This is a genomic window from Chthoniobacter sp., from assembly GCF_040003245.1.
Taxonomy (GTDB): domain Bacteria; phylum Verrucomicrobiota; class Verrucomicrobiia; order Chthoniobacterales; family Chthoniobacteraceae; genus Chthoniobacter.
In genome coordinates this window covers 13,418-29,027 of the sequence record NZ_JBDUCX010000068.1, presented here as the reverse complement: position 1 = coordinate 29,027, position 15,610 = coordinate 13,418, and the positions used below count along the sequence as shown (strand labels likewise).

The following is a 15,610-nucleotide window of genomic DNA, read 5'->3' as shown; positions in this document are numbered from 1 at the left end:
AAATGCTCGGCGATGAAAGCGACGCGCAGGACATCGCGCAGCAGGTCTTCGTGCGTGTTTGGAAAAGCGCGCCGCGCTGGCAGCCGACGGCGAAAGTCACGACGTGGCTTTTCAAGATCACGCGCAACCTCGTCTTCAACGAACTGCGCCGCCGCAAGCGTCACCCCGCCCTCTCCCTCGACGCTGTCACCGAGGACGACCGCCCCATGCAGGCGCCCGACCCCAACACCAAGTCCCCCGACGACGTGTTGCTCGGCGACGAAATGCAAAACGCCATCCAAAAAGCCATCGACGAGCTCCCCGAGATCCAGCGCATGGCCATCGTCCTCCGGCGCTACGACGACATCCCGTATGAAGACATCGGCGAGATCCTCGGCCTGAGCGTCCCGGCCGTGAAGAGCGTCCTCTTCCGCGCCCGCACAGAACTGCGCGAGAAGCTGAAGCGTTACCTGGACACGTAGGGCGTTCTTGCCGCCTGCCGCCGCTTCGGCTACGAAAGAAAGCGGCCACCCACTTCCCCCCCGGCCCATGCGCATCGCCCACTGCCAATTTGAATCCTGGTGCGGAGAGTTCGATCACAATCTCCAGCGCTTCGAGGAAGGCCTCAAGAAAGCCGGGGAGGAGCGCGCCGCTGTCGTCTCCTTCCCCGAATGCTTTCTCACCGGCTATCCGGACAATGAGCCGGAAGCGCGCCGGGGCGCTTTCGCGGTGGACTCGGAAAAGATGGCGCGCGTGCTCGACATCACCAGCCGCCACGAACCGCTCACCATCGTGGGCTTCAATGAGGCGCGCGGCACCGATCTATACAACACCGCGGCTGTCGCTCATCGCGGTCATCTGCTGGGAGTCTACAGCAAGTGCGCGGCGTACATGCCCTTTCACAAACAGGGCCGGACTTTCCCGGTCTTCGAGCATCAGGGAGTGAAATTCGGCGTCCTGATTTGTGCGGACGGCGGCTACATCGAACCAGCCCGCATCCTCGCGCTGAAGGGTGCGCGCCTCATTTTCGCCCCGCACTTCAACGCCATCACCCCGGCCGGACTGCTCAGTCATTTCGCCAAGGTGCGTTCCGATCACATCGCGCGCGCCGTGGAAAACAGCGTCTACTTTGTCCGGGCCAACAACGTCGTCCTCGATGCCAGGAAGAGCGGCATGACGCGCCACCCGGAGAGCATCGGCTACGGGGACAGTTATATCATGGATCCGGGCGGCGAGATCGTCGTCCGCAGCCGCCGCCTTGAAGAGGATTTCATCTTCGCGGATGTCGATACCACGAAAGGACCCGACAAAGCCTGGGGCCTGAGCAAGTCGGCGTGGAGCCATCGTGAATTTCACACCTTGCTGGCCGAGGCGGCGGCGACCGCCCCGGAAGCGAACCACTAGACCATGCACCGCGCGCATCTCTTCGGCGTCACCACGGCCTGCCTGCTCGCGTGTCTACCAGGATCAGCATCCGGCGGCACGGTTCCGCCGGAGCCGGTCGAGATCGGTCACGAGTCGCAGTTCGTTCACGACCTCTACATCGTGGACACCACGTGGGGCCTGAAACCCAAGGGCGAGCCGGTGAAGCGCGTGTTGCATCAACCGACGAAGCATTCGGCGAATCCGTTGATCACCGGCGACGACCCCAGCCACCTTTGGGTGCTGCGTGAAGACGATGGGCGGTTCCGCATGTGGTATCAGGCGAACGTGAAAAACGGGGAGGAGAGCAAACTGAAGGGGAACTACTCCGTCACAGTTGCCTATGCTGAATCCGCGGACGGCGTGCACTGGGACAAGCCGGCACTCGATCTTTTTCCAGACGCCGAGCAGTCCAACCTCCCACACAACGCGGTGATCCATCACGTCGAATTCCCACGGTGTGACGCGAGTGCGCCGCAGATTCTCGAGGTGCCGGAAAAGGACCGCCACGGCTTCCGCTACGTGATGGTTTATACCATGAGCACGGTGCCGCTGAACGGCATTCGCATCGTCGGCTCGCAGGATGGCATCCACTGGGACGCCGCCAGCGACCGGCGCATCGCCCGCCTCTCCAGCGACACGCACAACACCGTGCACTACGACACCGCGCATGACGAATACGTGATGTTCTGCCGGTCGAAGAACATCTACCGCGCCCCCGGCCAGACGAAGGAAATGATCGACAGCGGCGAATCGCGCCGCGGCATGTCACGCATGAGCAGCAAGGACCTGTGGACCGAATGGAACGTCCGCCCGCAGACCATCCTCATGCCCGACGAACGCGACGCCGATCTGGGCTACAATTACTTCATGGCCATGCCCGTTCATCGCCACGCCGGGGTCTGGTGGGGCCTGCTCGCTCCATTCCAGTGGAACGACCTCTACGCCAGCGAAATCGCCTGGAGCCGTGACGGCTGGAACTTCGAGCGACTGCCCGCGCGCCAGCACCTCATCGAGTTCGGCCCCGAAGGCGCGTGGGATCACTCGATGGTCGTGTGCAGCCCGCGCTGGGTTGAGGTGGGCGACGAATGGTGGCTTTACTACGCCGGTTTCGACGGCGCGCACGGCGATGCGCTGGCGCGCAAGGGTGCCATCGGCCTCGCCACGATGCGCAAGGAAGGCTTCGTCTCCCAGCATGGCCCGGCAACCGGTGGTGTGGTCTGCACCCGCGCGTTGCGGTGGCCCGGTGGCCCTCTGCTGGTCAATGCCGACGCGCATTCGGGCGAGCTGCGCGTGCGCGTGTCCGACGAGTTGCGCAAACCCATCCCGAGCTTCAACTACGACGACATGCCCGCCTTCACAGGCAACAATGTGGCGCAAGAAGTGACCTGGAAAGGCGGCTCGCTCGCGACGCTCAAAGACAGAGTCATCCGCCTGGAGTTCCAGCTCAAGAATGCGGACCTCTACACCTTTCGCGCGGCCGAAGAAAAGTGATGACATCGTGAATCGCTTTCCCCTAGCCGCCGTCGCGGGTCTGTTCATCATCGCGACTATCACGCACGCGGCCACCGCGCACCCGAATGTCGTCTTCATCCTCGCCGACAACCAGGGCGCCTGGCAGCTCGGCTGTTACGGCAATCCCGATATTCGCACGCCGAACATCGACCGGCTCGCCAAGGAGGGCATTCGCTTCACCCGCGCGCTGAGCAGCAACCCCGTCTGCTCACCCACCCGCGCCACCTTTCTCACCGGCCTCATCCCATCCCAGCACGGAATTCACTCCTTCCTCGAGCCGAAGGTCCTCATGGGTCCGCAGGCCTATGACGCCCTGGCGGAATTCCACTCGCTCGGCAAGATCCTGCGCGAGGAAGGCTACGTCTGTGGATTGAGCGGAAAGTGGCACCTTGGGGATTGTCTCCAGCCCTCGAACGGCTTCTCATTTTGGGTCACGAAGCCCGATGGCGGCACCCGCGAATTTTACGACCAGGACGTGATCGAGAACGGCCAGGTGCGCCGCGAAGAAGGCTACACCACCGACCTGTGGACGCGGCGCGGAATCGAGTTCATCGAGCAAAACAAGGACCATCCGTTTTTCCTCTATCTCGCCTACAACGGCCCGTACAGCCTCGGCCCGCTGATGCTCAATCCGGCGCGCAATCGCCACGCGGAGTATTACGCGGACAAAGTTTTCCCGAGCTTCCCGCGCGACGCGATGCACCCGTGGCAATTCGAGAACAAAAAATTTCACAACAGCCTCACCGCCATCCGCCGCATGGCTGCGGAGACGAGCGGCGTGGACGATGGCGTCGGCGAGATCATGGCCACCTTCAAGCGACTCGGCCTCGATGAAAATACGCTCGTGATCTACGCCGCCGATCAAGGCTGGATGGGCGGCCAGAACGGCATGTGGGGCATGGGCGATCATTTCCGCCCAATCGGTGCGCACGAACTGATGATGCAAATCCCCTTCATCTTCCGGCAACCCGGCCGCATCCCCGCCGGCCAGGTCTCGAACGACATCGTCAGCAACTACGACTTCATGCCTTCCGTGCTCAGCTATCTCGGCCTCGCCGACAAAATGCCGCAGCAACCGAAGTCACCCGGCCGCGATTTTTCGCCCGTGCTGCGCGGGGAAACCATCCCATGGGACAACGTGATGTATTACGAAATGGAAACCTGCCGGGCGATTCGCACCGACCGTTGGAAATGCGTGCTGCGTCATCCCGACGGCCCGCACGAACTCTACGACATGCAGGCCGATTCCCAGGAACGCTCCAACCTCTATGGCCAGCCCGGCACCGACCCGATCCGCGCGGAGCTCACGCAGAAGCTGAATGAATTCTTCGCCCGCTACGCTGACCCGCAATACGACATTTGGAAGGGCGGGAAATCGAAGGCGAAGCGATTGGTTGAAACGCCGGCGGCAAGCGCGATCCCACCGCAAAAGTGATTTCCCTCGCTGCGCGCTCGTTCCACTACCCCAGCTTCCACCCCGGGCGATAGTCGCGCCGGAGGAAGCGCTCGGCTTCAGGCGCATTCGGGATGCGCATGTTCTTCGTATCCCACTCGATCCTTTTGCCGGCGCGGTAGGCCACATTGCCGAGGTGATTGGCCTCCGTAAGCCGTCCGCTGTAGCCGAAATGGCATGTGGTGGGCGCACCGGTCTTGCAGGCGTGCAGCCACTCCTTGTGATGGCCGAGCGAATCCGGGATGCTCGGCGCAGGTGGTGTGAAGCCGGCGAAATCTTTCTCCGGGAGCAGCACGTGTTTGCCGTAATCGGAAAGCAACATGCCTTTGTCGCCCACGAAGAGGACACCGTCATTCCATTGCGGGATCACCTTTTCCGTCCACTGCGGCGGCTTCATCTGGCCTTGATACCAGGTCACTTTCACCGGCGGCATCGTGCCGCGCGCGCCGTAGGTGTAGGCCGCGCTCATCGTCGCGGGCGCGATCTCCGCGTGCGGCGGCGGACCGCTCGCCTCAATGGTCAGCGGCGCATCGAGTTGCAGCGCCCAGAAAGGCAGATCGTTCCAGTGCGAGCCGAGGTCGCTCATCGTTCCATTGCCGAAATCCCACCAGCGATACCATTTCGGCCCGGGAAAATAGACGGTGTTGAACGGACGCGCCGGCGCGGGCCCGAGCCACAAATCCCAATTGAGCTCCGGCGGCACCGGCATTTCCTCGGCCGGCCTTTCCTGCACACTCACGACGTCCTTGTAGGCTGCGGCGTCCTCCGGCGATTGGCGGCCCCAGGTGCGATTCACCCACACGTGCGCCTCGCGCACCGGCCCAATCGCGCCGCCCTGGATGAGTTCCACCACGCGGCGGTAATTCGTCCCCGCGTGAATCTGCGTGCCCATCTGCGTCGCCACGCCGGCTGCTTTCGCCGCCTCGGTAATGATCCGCGCTTCGTGCACGTCGCGGGTCAGCGGCTTTTCGCAATACACATGCTTCTTCCGCTGCAGCGCCGGCAGCGTCGCGAAGGCATGCGTGTGTTCGGTGGTGCTCACCACCACCGCATCGTACTCCGCGTCCTTCAATTCATCGTAGAGCTTCCGGAAATCCCGAAACTGTTTCGCTCCCGGCGCCTTGGCCGCCGCCAGTTCCAGGTTCTTCGCATTCACATCGCAGAGCGCCACGATGTTCTCCTCGAGCATCTCCTTCAAGTTCGCACCGCCGCGTCCGCCGCAGCCGATGACGACGATGTTCAATTTACTCCCCGGCGATTGACTGCGCAGGATCGCCGGCATGCCAAGGGCCGCGGCGGCGGCAGTTTGCAGAAAGCGACGACGCGGGAAGGTGGGTGTGTTCATAAGTGGGGGGAGTGCTCCGAAAAGCTAGATAGTCAACAATGCCTATTTCTTTGACGGAAACGACAAAAGAATGCCGGGGCGGAAGCGCGGCTTGGGGGGGCTTGACAGTCGGGGTCAATTACTCTACTTTGCGTTAAATCGAAGGCAGACGGGGTGAATGAGGCGAAGGAAGCAGCAGGAATGGGAAGGCTGAGTTTTATCGAGATGCAAATTACTTATTCCGCAACCCCAATCGTCCAATCTCTGGAAAGAGGCACTTCCCCTCCCCTCAATCCAGAGTAATCGTGCCTGATCGTGTCTAATCGTGCCGGAAAAATTTTCCGGTCAGCCATTCACTAAAATATAAGCACTGCTAATTAAGGCATCGGACTCATTATCCTCGCACCCAAATTGCTCAGAACTGTTAATTTAGCGCAACTTTCTCGAATCTGGCCGGTTGCCTAAAACAACACAGCTTCCCAACCCCGCTACTATGAATCCAGAACAATCCTCTTTCAGTTCCGAAAAGTACATCCGTGAACATACCCCGACGCTGAGGGACATCATTTTCTCGCGCCGCGAATTTCTGGAAAAAACGGGCATGGGCTTCGGCGCCATGAGCCTCGCTTCGATCCTCGGCCTGAACATGGGTGGCTCGGCAAATGCCGCGACTGCCGCGGGCAAACCGCTTGGCCCGCTGGCGCCTAAAGCCGCTCCGAATCCGGCCAAGGCCAAGGCCGTCATCCACATTTTCGCCGAAGGCGGTCCTTCGCATGTCGATACTTGGGATCCAAAGCCGGAACTGACGAAGTATGCGGACAAGACTCTGCCCGGTCTCGATGGGCTCGCGTTCCCCTCTCCTTTCAAGTTCAACAAAAGCGGCAAGTCGGGCGTCGAGGTCAGCGAAGTGTTCCCCAAGCTCAGTGAAGTCATCGACGAAATGACGGTCATTCGCTCCCTGTGGACCGACATCCCGGCGCACGAAGTGGCCCAGCGTTTCATGAACACCGGCGCGCTCCAGATCCCGAAGCCCTCGATGGGTTCGTGGGTCGTCTACGGTCTCGGCACCGAGAACCAGAACATGCCCGGCTTCATCACCCTCGGCGGCAAACCCGAGTGGCGTCAGGCCTCGTTCCTGCCCGGCGTCTACCAAGGTTGCAACGTCAACTACTCGCAGAACATGAAGCTGGAAGAGGTGCTGCTCAATATCAGCAACCAGTTCACCGGCATGGATCGCCAGCGCCGCCAGCTCGACCTCGTGCATCAGCTCAATGATATGCACGCCAAGTCCTTGCAGAAGGACGCACAGCTCGAAGCCCGCATTGAGGCCTTCGAAATGGCGTTCAAAATGCAGACCGAGGCGACCGACGCTTTTGACATCACCAAGGAATCCGACGCTACCAAGGCGCTCTACGGCATCACCGGCGGAAACGCCGGCGGTGGCGGCAAGGGCGGCGGCGGCAACCCCTCCGACATGGGCTCGAAGCTTCTCGTCGCCCGCCGGCTCATCGAGCGCGGCGTCCGTTTCGTCCAGGTGCAGCATGGCGGCTGGGACACCCACGCCAGTGTCGAGACCGCGATCCCGCGCCAGGCCGGCGCCATGGATCAACCGGCGGCAGCGCTGATCAAGGACCTCAAGCAACGCGGCCTGCTCGACTCCACCCTCATAATCTGGGGCGGCGAATTTGGCCGCACCGTGGTGCGCGACCGCAATGGCAACGCCACCCCGGGCCGCGATCACAACGGCCGCGCGATGGTCGCGTGGATGGCCGGCGGCGGCGTCAAGGGCGGCACCACTTATGGCGCCACCGATGAATTCGGCGCCCGCGCCGCGGAGAACAAGGTGCACATCCATGACCTGCACGCCACCATCCTGGCGCTGCTCGGCTTCGATCACACCAAGCTCACCTATCGCTACAATGGCCGCGATTTCCGTTTCACCGACAATTTCGGCAACGTGATCAAAGACGTCATCGCCTAAAGTCCAAGGAGTCCCACCATGATGCATCGCCCTCTCGCCATCACCATCCTCGCGCTCAGCAGCGCCTCCGTCTTCGCGGCGGCCACCGCCGAGCCCACCAAGGAGCAGACGGAATTCTTCGAGAACAAGATCCGCCCGATCTTCAAGGAGAACTGCTACAAGTGCCACAGTTTGGAGCAAGGCAAGTCCAAGGGTGACCTCACGCTGGATACCAAGGCCGGCCTGCTCAAGGGCGGCGAGAATGGCGCCGTGGTGGTGCCGGGCGATATCGAGAAAAGCGCACTGATCAAGGCGGTGGGTTATCTCGACAAGGATCTGCAGATGCCGCCCAAGGGCGAGAAGCTGACCAATCAGCAAATCGCCGACCTCACCACGTGGGTGAAGATGGGCGCGCCCGATCCGCGCAAGGACGACGCCAAGATCGCCAGCAAACTCAGCGGCTTGACCGACAAGGCGCGCTCGCACTACGCCTATCAACCCGTCACCAAGCCGGCCCCGCCCGCGGTGAAGAACAGCGCGTGGCCCCGCACGGCGATCGACAATTTCATCCTCGCGAAACTGGAATCGAAAGGGATGATTCCTGCCGGCGACGCAACCAAGGAAACGCTCCTGCGCCGCGCGACTTACGATCTCACCGGGCTGCCGCCCACCCCGCCGGAAGTGCAGGCTTTCGTGGCCGATACTTCACCCCAAGCCTTCGCCAAGGTGGTGGACCGCCTGCTCGCTTCGCCCGCCTACGGCGAACGCTGGGGCCGCCACTGGCTCGACACCGCACGCTACTCCGACACCACCGGCGGCGACAAGAATCAGAACCGCCGCGACGACTATCGCTACGCCTACGCGTGGACTTATCGCGACTGGGTGATCAAGGCCATCAACGACGACATGCCTTACAACCAGTTCATCATCCAGCAACTGGCCGCGGATAAATTGCCGAACAATCCCGCACCGAACCTCGCCGCGCTGGGCTTCCTCACCGTCGGGGAGCGCTTCCGCAATCCGAACGACATCATCAATGACCGGATTGATACCGTGACCAAGGGCTTCCTCGGGCTCACCGTGGCCTGCGCCCGCTGCCACGATCACATGTTCGACCCGATTCCGACGAAGGATTACTACGCGCTGCATGGCGTCTTTGCCTCGACCGTGGAGCCCGCGGACAAGCCGATCATCGGCCTCCCCAGCCAGGCGCAGCTCGCCGATTACGAGCAGCAGGCGAACAAAGTCCAAAAGGACAACCGCGACCTCTATTACAGCTTCATCGACAAGAATCAGGCCGAGTTCTTCAAGAAGATCGACGGCTACCTGATGATCCAGCGCATCGCCGGTGGCTATAAGAAAAAGGGCGCGGGCGGAGAGGCGGAAAAGGAACGCATCGCCCTGCTCCAGAAGTACAATCTCGACCGGGAACTCCTGCCCGCCCTGGCCAAACACATGCGCGGCAACGACGAGACGGTCGTCGTGCCGTTCCGCAAATTCGCCGAGTTGAGCGAGTCGGAGTTTACCCAAAAGGCGCCGGAAGTGATCGCCGCGATCACCTCGGGCGGTGGCGGCAAGCGCGGCGCCGCGATCAACCCGATCGTGGTCAATGCCTTCAAGGACGCGCATCCGGCGTCGATGGAGGACGTGACCAAGATCTACAAGGACCTCTTCGCCAGCCTCGAGCCCCAGCGGAAGGCGTTTATCGCCGCCAATGCCCAGGCGATGGACGGCCATCTCAGCGGCTTTGAACCCGCGCTCGTCGAGATCTTCCAGAATCCGTTCGATATCATGCCCGCTTCCCAGTTGACGACGCAGAACCTGCGGGAATTCGGCAGCAAGCTCGGTAACAAGCTCAATGGCCAGACGCGCTTCGAGTTTTCCAAGCTCAATGAGCTCGAGCTCACCCATCCGGGCGCCCCCGCCCGCGCCATGCTCGTGGCCGATGCGCCGCAGCCGAAGAACTCCTCCGTGTTCATCCGCGGCCAGCAAGATGTGCGCGGTGACATGGTTCCCCGCCACTTCCTCGAGGTTCTTTCGCCCGACCGCAAGCCGGTGCCCTTCAAGGAAGGCAGCGGACGCCTGGAACTCGCCGAGGACATCGCCTCGAAGAGCAATCCCCTCACCGCCCGCGTCATCGTGAATCGCGTCTGGATGCATCATTTCGGCGAAGGCTTCGTGCGCACCCTCGATGATCTCGGCACGCAGAGCGAAACCCCTTCGCACCCCGAATTGTTCGATTTCCTCGCCAGCTACTTCATGGATCAAGGCTGGTCCTTGAAGAAGCTCCACAAGGCGATCATGCTCTCGCACGTCTACCAGGAAAGCTCGCAGACGAACGCCAAGTTCGAGCAGCTCGACCCGGATAATCGTCTGCTCTGGCGCGCCAACGTCCGCCGCCTCGACTTCGAGGCGTTGCGCGATTCGCTGCTCGTCATGAGCGGCAAGCTCGACCGCACCGTCGGCGGCAAGCCGGTCAACCTCACGGAGGAGCCTTACAGCTTCCGCCGCTCGGTCTACGGCTATATCGATCGGGGCAACCTGCCCGAGTTGATGCAGCAGTTCGACTTCAGCGATCCCGACATGCCCAACAGCAAGCGCGCTTCCACCACGGTGCCGCAGCAGGCGCTCTTCCTCATGAACAGCGCCATGTCCGTGGATGTCGCCCGGCACATCATGGCCCGTCCCGAGGTCACGCGCTCGACCGATGGCCTCGCCACGGCGGTCGCGCTCTACAACATCATCTTCCAGCGTAATCCGCAGCCCATCGAAATCCAGATTGCCATGCAGTTCGTGGCCAAGGAATCGAAGAATCAGCCGCAAACTTCGCCCGCCCAGGACAAGGGCAAGACCAACACCCGTCTCGCCGGGAAGAAGCAAAACGGCGGCAACAAGCGCTACGATGGCATGAAGGCCATCCAGAACGAGGGCGACATGGTGGAGCGCAAGCCGCTGACGCCATGGGAAACCTACGCGCAAGCCCTGCTCTTCTCCAACGAAGCCAGCTACGTCAACTGATCCGCTGTAGCGGTGGCCTTATGACCGCAGACTCGGGAAAAATGCGGCGGTCATAGACCGCTGCCACTCCTCTCAGTACCGCTTCATCGCTTCCTTCAACTGCAACGCATAGGACGGATTGATCTCGAAGCGTACCTCCGCGTAGTTGAGATACGTGATGGGCTCGACCGCGGGAAACACCTCGACGTAGCCGATGTCGCACAGCGCGTTGAGAATGTCGGCCACATCGGTGCCATCGATGGCCGTCTTCTCCCGGATTTCCACACCGGTGCTGCCGCTGGCGTAGTCGATGGAGCGCAAAACCGCCATCTCGCGACCGCTGAGTTTGATCTGCTTCATAGCGACATCCTACGCCAATAGGCCCAAATGTCTCGTTTCACAACTGGACAATTTTTGACGGTTCGCAACTCGCGCTTGCTCATCGTGCAGACGGTCTTAACAGTAAGACATGAGCTCGATGAACCCGACCCCCGCGAAGATCATTCAGCACTCCGAAGGGTTGGGCACGCCCTGCGCGGATACCGTGCGCAAGCGCGCCCAGGAGCTGGCGAAGATCAACGGTCACGCAGAGTTCAATGAGGAAGATTGGCGGGAGGCCAAGCGGGAGTTGCACGGCGGTCATCAGACGAATGACACGAATGGCGAGATGGAAATGACGTCCGCCATTTCCGAGCACGACATGGTGACCAGTTCCCTTGGGCACCATGTGGAAAATGTCCGGGGCGATGACCAGGACAGTGTGGGCGAGGAATTGGTGGCCGAGGGCATGGACGAGGCGGTGCACGATCAAATGCTGGCCTCCCGGCTCGAGGACAAGGAAGAAGAGGACGCCGAGGACGAGTAGCACGCACTCTCCCCTTTCCCGCCGCCGGGCATTCTGCTTTCACTAACGCGTGCCGGACGACTTCATCAGCAATACTCTCGACGCGCCCAAGACGGCGTTCGACATCTCGCTGCGTCCACCGATGTTCAGCGAGTTCGCCGGGCAGGAGAAGGTCTGCCAGCGGCTCGAGCTCATGGTGCAGGCCGCGCAACAGCGCGGAGACGTCCTCGAGCACATCCTTCTCAGCGGCCCGCCCGGGCTGGGCAAGACGACGCTGGCTTACATCCTCGCGCACGCCATGGGGGTGAACATCAAGAACACCAGCGGCCCGACCATCGAAAAGGCCGGTGACCTCGCCGGGCTCCTCACCACGCTGGAGCGCGGGGACGTGCTCTTCATCGATGAAATCCACCGTCTGCAACCGGCCATCGAGGAGTACCTTTATCCTGCGATGGAGGACTACAAACTCGACATCATCATCGACCAGGGGCCCAACGCGCGCAGCATCCCGCTCAATCTGCCGCGCTTCACGCTCATCGGGGCGACGACCCGGGCCGGCATGCTCAGCGCGCCGCTGCGTACCCGCTTCGGCATGAACTGCCGGCTCGATTATTATGTTGCCGACGAATTGCAAAAGATCGTGCTCCGCAGCGCCGGCTTGATCGGCCTCGAGATCGACGACGCCGGCGCACTGGAAGTCGCCGCCCGCAGCCGGGGCACGCCGCGCATCGCCAACAATCTCCTGCGCTGGGTCCGCGACTTCGCCCAGGTGCGCGCGGGCAATCGCGTGGACCGCGACGTGGCCGACAAGGCGCTCGAGATGCTCGACATCGACCGCGATGGCTTCGACGAAATGGACAAGCGCATCCTCGAAGCCCTCGTCCACAAGTTCGGCGGCGGCCCGGTCGGCATCAACTCGCTCGCCGTGGCCATCGGCGACGACGCCGGCACCCTGGAGGACGTGCATGAGCCGTACCTCATCATGCAAGGCTACATCAAACGCACGTCACAAGGCCGCGTTGCCATGCCGCTCGCCTATCGCAAGCTCGGCATCGCCGCCCCGAAACGGAACGGCGAACTGTTCGACTGACGTCCGTTAACTGGCGAACTGCGGGTGAGACGAGAGGCGCGCCCAATCCTCCGGGGAAATAGGTGCAATGCCCGCGCTCGTCGAGCGCAAGGGGGCGGCGTTCGTGGAGCGATGCACCCGCTTCAGCCACGCGGCATCGAGCGGCTCTTCCAGCATCGCCAGGTCATTGCTGGCGATCGTCGTCTGGTCCTTCTCGCCCGTGGCATGTCCGTGTCCCACAAAGAATCCGGCGAGCAACAGCGTGACCCGCACTGCGGTTGACCGGGTGTAGTTGGTCAGCAGGCAGGTCACTTCCGGGGAGAGGCAGGTGCGCATTTGCGTGAAATGATCGAGCGTCCACATGTCGGGGTTCGACTGCGGCGAGTACGGATCGTAAAGGACCGCGTGCGGCGCGGGCGCCGCGAACATCGTTTCGCGGAAATCGCCGGGGTGAAACTTCCAGCGAATGTTCGTCTCCGCTGATTCTCCCACCGCCAACAGGGTCTCGATCGTCGCGACGTGCGGAACGAGATAGCCCAAATCCGCGGCATGCGAGAGCGCGAACCGCAGCGCGCCATCGGTCACATCGAAACTGTGGATCTCGACGTCCAGGCCCGTGGTTGCTTGCTGGGCGAGCGCCTCGATCGCGGCAATGGCATTCGCGGCCGCACCCAGGCCCACGTCCCAAATCACAAACGTCCCCTCCTCTGCCGCCGCGCGCTCGACCAGTCGTTGCTGCCGCACATGCAACGCCACCGCCTCGATCATCGGCCCGACTACGGGATGAAACGTCTCGCCATGGTTCCGCGATCGCAGGCTCCGGGCGCCGGACTGGACGGTGACGATTTCGAAGGCCGCGGGGTCGTTATCCAAAAACACGAGTTGAAAATAGCCCCATCTGCCGGGGCTGTGCTAGCGTATCCATATAGGAACCGTGAAAAGCATCGGCCAACAAAAACTCAATCTCCCCGCGCACGCGCCCATCATGGTGCTCCCCGAGGCGCATCTTTTCCCCAACTCGCTCCTGCCGCTCTACATCTTCGAGCCGCGCTATCGGGAGATGCTGTCGTGGAGCCTGCAACAGGACCGCATGTTCTGTATCGCGCCGCTGAAGCCGGGCATTTCGGAGGCCCGCACGCCGGACGACTTTCATCATGTCGTCGGCCTCGGCCTCGTCCGCGCGTGTGTCGGCCGCGAAGACGGCACTTCCAATCTCATCCTCCAGGGCCTCGCGCGCATGCGCATCGTCGGCTTCCTGCAAGACGCCCCGTTTCGCATCGCCGAGCTCCGGGAGCTGGCCTCCCAACCCGCTCCACCGGAAGAGAGCGAACAATTGACCGCGCGGCTGCTCACCGTGGCCGAAACATTCCTCGCGGGTGAGGCCAAGCTGCCGGCTCAACTGGAAAGGCAGCTCGAGCAGATCGATGACCCTTCCGTGCTGGCGGATGTGATTGCCCACGCCTGCGTGCGCGACGCGGAAGAGCGGCAGGCTATTTTCGAGGAGCTGGACGTGAGGACGCGGGTCGTGAGGCTGCTTGCGTATCTACGCGCCTAGCGCCGGTTTATTCATTCCGTCGCTTGCGACCGAGGTCGAGCCGCTGCCGCACGGAGGCCGGCGCCTTATCCTCGGCGAACAGCCGCTCGTGTTCCTCCAGCAGATAGCGGTCGGTCATTCCCGAGAGATAGTCGCAGACCGCGCGATGCAGCCCATCCTTGCGCACACGCCCGGCGGTGGTCTCGCCGAGCAGCGCCGGCTTCTCGAGGTACCGTTCGAAGACATTCTTCAATAGCTCGCAGGCCCGATTGTTCGCGCTCGCCACACGCGGGTGGTAATAGAGGTTCTTGTAGAGGAATTTCCGCAACGCCTCGTTCGCCTTGAGCAGCAACAGGCTGTAGCGGATCAAGGGCTTCTTTTGCCGCCGCACGTCGTCGGCGCTCTGCACACCGGCGTCGCCGATGAATTCCTCGCTCGTCGTAACGACATCCTGCACCTGCCGGTCGATCATGCAGCGGATCACATAGCTGTGCAGTTCCCGGCCGCGCAGCTTGGGAAAATGGCGGCGGACTTCGGCGAGGCTGTGCCGCCAGACTTCCAGCTCCTCGAGTTGCTTGGGCGTGATGAGTTGAAAATCGAGACCGTCGTCCAGATCGTGGCTATAGTAGGTGATCTCGTCCGCCAGGTTGGCGATCTGCGCCTCGAGCGAAGGACTGCTGTACTTCTCGTGCCGGCCCGGTGTCGGTGGATCGTAGAATTTCTGGTGCTTTTGCAAGCCTTCGCGCACTTCCCACGACAGGTTCAAGCCGGTGAAACTCGGATACTTGCGTTCGATGATCTCGACGATGCGCAGGCTTTGCACGTTGTGCTCAAAGCCGCCGTGGCTGCCCATCAATTCATTCAGCACTTCCTCGCCGGAATGGCCGAAAGGCGCATGGCCCAGGTCGTGCGCCAGCGCAATCGTCTCGGCCAGATCTTCATTCAAGCCGAGCGCCCGGGCGATCGTGCGGCTGATCGAGGCCACTTCGATAGTGTGCGTCAGTCGAGTCCGCAAGTGGTCGCCGGTCCCGTTGAGAAAGACCTGTGTCTTGTACTCGAGGCGCCGGAAAGCTCTTGAATGAATGATCCGCGCACGGTCGCGTTCGTAGACAGTGCGATGCGGATGCGCCGGTTCGGCATGCACCCGGCCGGCGGAATCGCCGGATTTTTGCGCGTAAGGCGCCAGCGTCAGCTTCTCCAGCCGCTGTTTTTCAATTCGGGTGCGAATCATGCGAGGAATCCGAATCTTCGTGACGGAGAAACTCCCGCTTGAGTTCCTGGTGTGCGCGCCGGGCATCAAGGCGCACCTTGGCGAGATCGTAGACCGCGAGCAAGGCTGCGAGGATGGTCAGCCATCCGGAGACCACCCAATAGCCAAGGAAGAGGAAAGGATGCCCGCGCAGCCACGGCCAGAGAAAGGTCGAGCCGAGGAAAATCAACACCAGCACCGCGAGCACATCCCAAAACATGAGCGTGCGACGCACCTGTTGGGAGCGGATGATCCCTCTGCAAA

Annotated in this window: 14 protein-coding genes; 9 read left to right on the top strand and 5 right to left on the bottom strand. The window is 62.0% G+C overall.

Features of this window, described 5'->3' with window-relative positions:
• The 4 genes from ABJF10_RS11690 to ABJF10_RS11675 form a co-directional block, all read left to right on the top strand.
• Positions 1-461 (top strand): sigma-70 family RNA polymerase sigma factor (locus ABJF10_RS11690; RefSeq protein WP_348544751.1); only part of this gene is annotated, 461 nt, incomplete at its 5' end.
• Between the two features lie 67 nt (positions 462-528).
• Positions 529-1,383, top strand: a complete 855-nt coding sequence (locus ABJF10_RS11685) for a carbon-nitrogen hydrolase family protein (RefSeq protein ID WP_348544750.1) — start codon at positions 529-531, stop codon at positions 1,381-1,383.
• A 3-nt stretch (positions 1,384-1,386) separates the two neighbouring features.
• Positions 1,387-2,895, top strand: coding sequence for a hypothetical protein (locus ABJF10_RS11680; protein WP_348544749.1), 1,509 nt, complete (start codon positions 1,387-1,389; stop codon positions 2,893-2,895).
• A 7-nt stretch (positions 2,896-2,902) separates the two neighbouring features.
• Positions 2,903-4,351, top strand: coding sequence for a sulfatase-like hydrolase/transferase (locus ABJF10_RS11675; protein WP_348544748.1), 1,449 nt, complete (start codon positions 2,903-2,905; stop codon positions 4,349-4,351).
• A gap of 25 nt (positions 4,352-4,376) precedes the next feature.
• Here the strand turns inward: ABJF10_RS11675 and ABJF10_RS11670 are convergent, their stop codons facing one another.
• The gene (locus ABJF10_RS11670; protein ID WP_348544747.1) at positions 4,377-5,714 is read right to left on the bottom strand and encodes a Gfo/Idh/MocA family oxidoreductase; all 1,338 of its coding nucleotides are present in this window, start codon (positions 5,712-5,714) and stop codon (positions 4,377-4,379) included.
• A gap of 472 nt (positions 5,715-6,186) precedes the next feature.
• Between ABJF10_RS11670 and ABJF10_RS11665 the strand changes: the two genes are divergently transcribed.
• Together ABJF10_RS11665 and ABJF10_RS11660 are read left to right on the top strand one after the other, a co-directional pair.
• A complete protein-coding gene (locus tag ABJF10_RS11665) occupies positions 6,187-7,674 on the top strand; it encodes a DUF1501 domain-containing protein (RefSeq protein WP_348544746.1) in 1,488 nt (495 codons plus the stop codon).
• Between the two features lie 18 nt (positions 7,675-7,692).
• A complete protein-coding gene (locus ABJF10_RS11660) occupies positions 7,693-10,671 on the top strand; it encodes a PSD1 and planctomycete cytochrome C domain-containing protein (protein ID WP_348544745.1) in 2,979 nt (992 codons plus the stop codon).
• 72 nt (positions 10,672-10,743) lie between these two features.
• Here ABJF10_RS11660 and ABJF10_RS11655 read toward each other — a convergent pair whose 3' ends face one another.
• Complete coding sequence (locus tag ABJF10_RS11655; RefSeq protein ID WP_348544744.1) at positions 10,744-11,010, bottom strand: MarR family winged helix-turn-helix transcriptional regulator; 267 nt, start codon at positions 11,008-11,010, stop codon at positions 10,744-10,746.
• Positions 11,011-11,128: 118 nt separating this feature from the next.
• Here ABJF10_RS11655 and ABJF10_RS11650 point away from each other — a divergent pair, with 118 nt between their 5' ends.
• Complete coding sequence (locus tag ABJF10_RS11650; protein ID WP_348544743.1) at positions 11,129-11,515, top strand: hypothetical protein; 387 nt, start codon at positions 11,129-11,131, stop codon at positions 11,513-11,515.
• Between the two features lie 49 nt (positions 11,516-11,564).
• Positions 11,565-12,584: a Holliday junction branch migration DNA helicase RuvB gene (ruvB, locus tag ABJF10_RS11645; RefSeq protein WP_348544742.1), complete on the top strand. Its 1,020-nt coding sequence runs from the start codon at positions 11,565-11,567 to the stop codon at positions 12,582-12,584.
• A gap of 6 nt (positions 12,585-12,590) precedes the next feature.
• On the opposite strand, the gene ABJF10_RS11640 is transcribed toward ruvB, so the two are convergent.
• A complete protein-coding gene (locus ABJF10_RS11640; RefSeq protein WP_348544741.1) occupies positions 12,591-13,436 on the bottom strand; it encodes an MnmC family methyltransferase in 846 nt (281 codons plus the stop codon).
• 61 nt (positions 13,437-13,497) lie between these two features.
• Here ABJF10_RS11640 and ABJF10_RS11635 point away from each other — a divergent pair, with 61 nt between their 5' ends.
• The gene (locus ABJF10_RS11635) at positions 13,498-14,118 is read left to right on the top strand and encodes an LON peptidase substrate-binding domain-containing protein (RefSeq protein ID WP_348544740.1); all 621 of its coding nucleotides are present in this window, start codon (positions 13,498-13,500) and stop codon (positions 14,116-14,118) included.
• A 7-nt stretch (positions 14,119-14,125) separates the two neighbouring features.
• Here ABJF10_RS11635 and ABJF10_RS11630 read toward each other — a convergent pair whose 3' ends face one another.
• Both ABJF10_RS11630 and ABJF10_RS11625 read right to left on the bottom strand, forming a co-directional pair.
• Positions 14,126-15,328: a deoxyguanosinetriphosphate triphosphohydrolase gene (locus ABJF10_RS11630; protein ID WP_348544739.1), complete on the bottom strand. Its 1,203-nt coding sequence runs from the start codon at positions 15,326-15,328 to the stop codon at positions 14,126-14,128.
• A complete protein-coding gene (locus tag ABJF10_RS11625) occupies positions 15,309-15,581 on the bottom strand; it encodes a hypothetical protein (RefSeq protein WP_348544738.1) in 273 nt (90 codons plus the stop codon). Before ABJF10_RS11625 ends, ABJF10_RS11630 begins: the two co-directional genes overlap by 20 nt.
• Between the last annotated feature and the right edge of the window lie 29 nt (positions 15,582-15,610).

What these genes read in the sequence shown, in the direction of transcription:
- ABJF10_RS11685 (WP_348544750.1), top strand. Translation starts at nt 529, where the DNA reads ATGCGCATCGCCCACTGCCAATTTGAATCCTGGTGCGGAGAGTTCGAT.
- ABJF10_RS11680 (WP_348544749.1), top strand. Translation starts at nt 1,387, where the DNA reads ATGCACCGCGCGCATCTCTTCGGCGTCACCACGGCCTGCCTGCTCGCG.
- ABJF10_RS11670 (WP_348544747.1), bottom strand. Translation starts at nt 5,714, where the DNA reads ATGAACACACCCACCTTCCCGCGTCGTCGCTTTCTGCAAACTGCCGCC.
- ABJF10_RS11665 (WP_348544746.1), top strand. Translation starts at nt 6,187, where the DNA reads ATGAATCCAGAACAATCCTCTTTCAGTTCCGAAAAGTACATCCGTGAA.
- ABJF10_RS11660 (WP_348544745.1), top strand. Translation starts at nt 7,693, where the DNA reads ATGATGCATCGCCCTCTCGCCATCACCATCCTCGCGCTCAGCAGCGCC.
- ABJF10_RS11655 (WP_348544744.1), bottom strand. Translation starts at nt 11,010, where the DNA reads ATGAAGCAGATCAAACTCAGCGGTCGCGAGATGGCGGTTTTGCGCTCC.
- ABJF10_RS11650 (WP_348544743.1), top strand. Translation starts at nt 11,129, where the DNA reads ATGAACCCGACCCCCGCGAAGATCATTCAGCACTCCGAAGGGTTGGGC.
- ABJF10_RS11630 (WP_348544739.1), bottom strand. Translation starts at nt 15,328, where the DNA reads ATGATTCGCACCCGAATTGAAAAACAGCGGCTGGAGAAGCTGACGCTG.